Annotated in this window: 3 protein-coding genes; all 3 read left to right on the top strand. The window is 67.4% G+C overall.

From position 1 onward, the window contains the following. The first annotated feature begins 57 nt into the window (after positions 1–57). The 3 genes from ptsP to prmC all read left to right on the top strand — a co-directional run bounded on the left by ptsP (position 58) and on the right by prmC (position 4385). The gene (gene ptsP / locus V6M48_RS10690; protein ID WP_332812527.1) at positions 58–2331 is read left to right on the top strand and encodes a phosphoenolpyruvate--protein phosphotransferase; all 2274 of its coding nucleotides are present in this window, start codon (positions 58–60) and stop codon (positions 2329–2331) included. A gap of 7 nt (positions 2332–2338) precedes the next feature. Beyond that, complete coding sequence (prfA, locus tag V6M48_RS10685) at positions 2339–3415, top strand: peptide chain release factor 1 (protein ID WP_332812526.1); 1077 nt, start codon at positions 2339–2341, stop codon at positions 3413–3415. 103 nt (positions 3416–3518) lie between these two features. Continuing rightward, positions 3519–4385, top strand: a complete 867-nt coding sequence (prmC, locus tag V6M48_RS10680; RefSeq protein ID WP_332812525.1) for a peptide chain release factor N(5)-glutamine methyltransferase — start codon at positions 3519–3521, stop codon at positions 4383–4385. Positions 4386–4426 lie beyond the last annotated feature (41 nt).

Genomic DNA, 4426 nt, shown 5'->3' with positions numbered 1-4426 from the left:
CGCGTTGCCGGCGTGGCAAGCACGTGCCGCGCCGGGTCCAACCATTGGAGACGGTGAATGATACGTGACATGGCCGCCGGGCCGCGCGTACTTCTGAAGCGGCTCCGCGAATTGATGGCGGAGCCCCTCGAGCCACAGGAACGGCTCGACAGGATCGTGCGCGATATCGCCGCCAACATGGTGGCCGAAGTCTGCTCGCTCTACGTGCTGCGCGCCGACTCGGTGCTCGAGCTCTACGCCACCGTCGGTCTCAATCCCAACGCCGTTCACCTGGCCCAGCTGCGTCTCGGCCAGGGCCTTGTCGGCACCATCGCGGCGAGCGCGCGTGCGCTCAATCTTTCCAACGCCCAGGAACATCCCGCCTTCGCTTACCTGCCGGAGACCGGCGAGGAGATCTATCACTCCTTCCTTGGCGTGCCGGTGCTCAGGGCAGGGCGCACGCTCGGCGTTCTGGTCGTCCAGAACAAGACCATGCGCCACTACCGCGACGACGAGATCGAGGCGCTCGAAACCACCGCCATGGTGATTGCCGAGATGATCGCGTCGGGCGACATCGGCCGGTTGAGCCGGCCCGGCCTCGAGCTCGATATGTCGCGTCCGGCGAGCTTCACCGGCCTGTCTTTCAACGAAGGCGTCGGCCTTGGCCATGTCGTGCTGCACGAGCCGCGCATCGTCGTCACCAACCTGTTCAACGAGGACATCGAAGACGAGCTGAAGCGCCTCGACGAGGCGCTGGGGTCGCTCCGCCTGTCGATCGACGACATGATGTCCCGCCGCGAGGTCGCCTTCGAGGGCGAGCATCGCGCCGTGCTCGAAGCCTACCGCATGTTCGCGCACGACCGCGGTTGGGTCCGGCGCCTGGAGGAGGCAATCCGCAACGGGCTCTCGTCCGAGGCCGCGGTCGAGAAGGTGCAGAGCGACATGCGGGCGCGCATGACGCATATGACCGATCCCTATCTGCGCGAGCGGATGAGCGATTTCGACGATCTCGCCAACCGCCTGCTGCGGCAGTTGATGGGGCGGGGGCCGGAGATGGTCGCGGCCAGCCTGCCGAAGGACGCCATCATCGTCGCCCGCCAGATGGGCGCGGCGGAACTCCTCGACTATCCGCGTGAGAAGCTGCGCGGACTGGTGCTGGAAGAGGGCTCCGTCACCAGCCATGTCGTCATCGTCGCGCGCGCAATGGGCATCCCCGTCGCCGGCCAGCTCAAGGGCGTGGTGTCGATGTCGGAAAACGGCGACGCCATCATCGTCGACGGCGAGGACGGCACGGTGCAGCTGCGGCCGCAGCCCGACGTCGAGGCGGCCTATGCCGAAAAGGTGCGCTTCCGCGCCCGCCGGCAGGAACTCTACCGCGAGCTGCGCGACAAGCCGTCTGTGTCGAAGGACGGCGTGCATGTCGACCTGATGATGAATGCCGGCCTCGCGGTCGACCTGCCGCAGCTCGCCGAGGCGGGCGCCGCCGGCATCGGGCTGTTCCGCACCGAACTGCAGTTCATGGTCGCCGCCACCTTCCCGCGCGCCGAGGCGCAGGAGCGGCTCTATCGCGAGGTGATCGACGCGGCGAAGGGCAAGCCGGTCACCTTCCGCACCATCGACATCGGCGGCGACAAGGTGCTGCCCTATTTCCGCGGCGCTGCGCAGGAAGAGAACCCGGCGCTCGGCTGGCGCGCCATCCGGCTGACGCTCGACCGTCCGGGCCTGCTGCGCACGCAGGTGCGGGCGCTCCTGCGCGCCGCCGGCGGCGGCGAGCTGCGCATCATGCTGCCCATGGTGACGCAACTCGACGAGATTTCGCAGGCGCGCGAGATCATCGACCGCGAGGTGCGCCACCTGTCGCGCCACGCCTATCTGCTTCCCACGACCCTAAAGATGGGCGCGATGGTCGAGGTGCCGGCGCTGTTGTGGCAGCTCGACGAGCTGATGGAGGCGGTCGACTTCGTCTCGGTCGGCTCGAATGACCTGTTCCAGTTCGTCATGGCCACCGATCGCGGCAATGCGCTCCTTTCCGACCGGTTCGACCCGCTGTCGGTGCCGTTCCTGCGCGTCCTGAAGCAGATCGCGGATGCGGGTGCGCGGGCGAACACGCCGGTGACGCTGTGCGGCGAACTCGCCGGCCGGCCGATCTCGGCGATGACGCTGGTCGGCCTCGGCTACCGCTCCATCTCCATGTCACCCGCCGCGATCGGCCCGGTAAAGGCGATGCTGTGCGAGCTCCAGGTCGGTCGCCTCGAGGACATGCTCGGGGCCGCGCTCGCCGCCGGCGGCGCATTCCGCAACCTTCGCCGCGACCTGCAGGCCTTCGCCGCGGAAAACGGCATCCCGCTTTGAGCCAGCCATGACCGCACTCCCCAACGATCGCCTCGATCAGGTCGTCAAGCGCTACGAGATGCTGGAAGCCCAGATGGCGTCCGGCGTCGATCCTGACGCCTATGTCAAGCTCGCCTCGGAATATGCCGAGATCCAGGACATGGCCGGCAAGGTGCGCGACCTGCGCAAGGCCGAGGCCGAGAAGGCCGGCATCGAGGCAATGCTCGCCGATGCGGGCACCGACAAGGAGATGCGCGACCTCGCCGAGGCCGAACTCGACGAGGTCGCCGAGCGGATCGAAGCGCTGCAGAAGTCGATCCAGATCCTGCTCCTGCCGCGCGACCTCGCCGACGAACGCAACGCAATCCTCGAAATCCGCGCCGGCACGGGCGGTGACGAAGCCGCGCTCTTCGCCGGCGATCTGTTCCGCATGTACGAGCGCTATGCCGCATCCAAAGGCTGGAAGATCGAGGTGGTCTCGGCCAGCGAAGGCGAAAAGGGCGGCTACAAGGAAATCATCGCCTCGATCTCCGGCCGCGGCGTGTTCGCGGCGCTGAAGTTCGAATCGGGCGTCCATCGGGTCCAGCGCGTGCCCGACACCGAAACGCAGGGACGCATCCACACGTCGGCCGCAACCGTCGCGGTGCTGCCGGAGGCGGAAGAGGTCGACGTCGAAATCAAGCCGGAAGACGTTCGGCTGGAAACACTGCGCGCGTCGAGCGCCGGCGGCCAGCACGCCAACACCACCGATTCGTCGGTGCGCATAACCCATATCCCGAGCGGAATCGTCTTGCTGCAATCGGGTCGCTCGCAGCACCAGAACCGCGCCAAGGCGTTCCAGATTCTGCGCGCCAAGCTCTACGATCTCCAGCGCAGCAAGGCGGATTCGGATAGGTCCGAATCGCGCAAGGCGCAGGTCGGATCGGGCGACCGGTCGGAGCGCATCCGCACCTACAACTTCCCGCAGGGACGCCTCACCGACCACCGCATCAACCTGACGCTCTACAAACTCGACCGGGTTATGGAAGGCGACCTCGACGAAGTCGTCGACGCGCTGACGGCGGATCATCAGTCGAAGTTGCTGGCGGAGTTCGGGACGAATTGAGCGGGGTGGGGGCCGCCGTGGTCGAACCAATTGCGCGATCTGAGACGCCTGCGGGACAGAGGGGGGCGTGAAGAGTGCTACCCTTCGGTGAAGCTCCAGGTTCATGACCACCCTTTCCGACCTCCACCGCATCGCCCGGGCGGGCCTTTCCGACGCCGGCATCGCCGATGCCGCGCTCGATGCCCGGGTCCTTGTCGAGGAACTCACCGGCACGACCCGCACCGACCTTCTGGCGCGGCCGGATATGGCTGTTCCGGCGGAAATCGCCGAAAAGCTGTCCGCTGCGCTCGCGCGCCGCGCCGCCGGCGAGCCGGTGCATCGCATCCTCGGCGCGCGCGAGTTCTACGGACTGCGCCTTGCGCTTTCGCCCGACACGCTGGAGCCGCGGCCGGACACCGAGGCGCTGGTGGATCTGGCGCTGCCTTTCGCGCGAAGCATCTGCGACAAGCGCGGCGCCTGCCGCATCCTCGACCTCGGCACGGGCACCGGCGCCATCGCACTTGCGCTGCTGTCAGCGGAACCGCGCGTGAGCGCGATTGCGACCGACATCGCGCCCGGCGCCCTGATGACCGCCAAGACCAACGCCGAGGCGCTGGGCCTGGCCGGACGGATCGCCTTCGTCAGGTCCGACTGGTTTGCGGCGGTCGAAGGACCGTTCGACCTGATTGTCTCGAACCCACCCTACATTCCGTCCGTGGAAATCGGCACCCTCTCGCGCGAGGTGCGCCGCTTCGATCCGCTGCGGGCGCTGGACGGCGGGACCGACGGACTTGATCCCTACCGGATCATCGCGCGCGACAGTGCCGCCCATCTCGTGCCCGACGGCGCGGTCATGGTCGAGATCGGGGCAGGGCAGGAGGAAGATGTCGCCGACATATTCCTGCGGCAGGGCTTGCGGCATGCCGACACCCGCTGCGATCTCGGCGGTCACGCCCGGGCCCTTTGCTTCGTGCGACAACGCGGCGTTTAAAAAAAGCTTGGCATCCCAAAGGAATGTCGCTACGTTCCAAT

This window comes from Sphingomonas sp. (assembly GCF_036677245.1).
GTDB lineage: Bacteria > Pseudomonadota > Alphaproteobacteria > Sphingomonadales > Sphingomonadaceae > Allosphingosinicella.
The sequence above is the reverse complement of the archived record's forward strand: the minus strand, read 5'-3'. Positions and strand labels throughout refer to the sequence as shown.

Bases quoted from the DNA above. Each gene is read 5' to 3' on its own strand.
- ptsP (WP_332812527.1), top strand. From the start codon at position 58: ATGATACGTGACATGGCCGCCGGGCCGCGCGTACTTCTGAAGCGGCTC.
- prfA (WP_332812526.1), top strand. From the start codon at position 2,339: ATGACCGCACTCCCCAACGATCGCCTCGATCAGGTCGTCAAGCGCTAC.
- prmC (WP_332812525.1), top strand. From the start codon at position 3,519: ATGACCACCCTTTCCGACCTCCACCGCATCGCCCGGGCGGGCCTTTCC.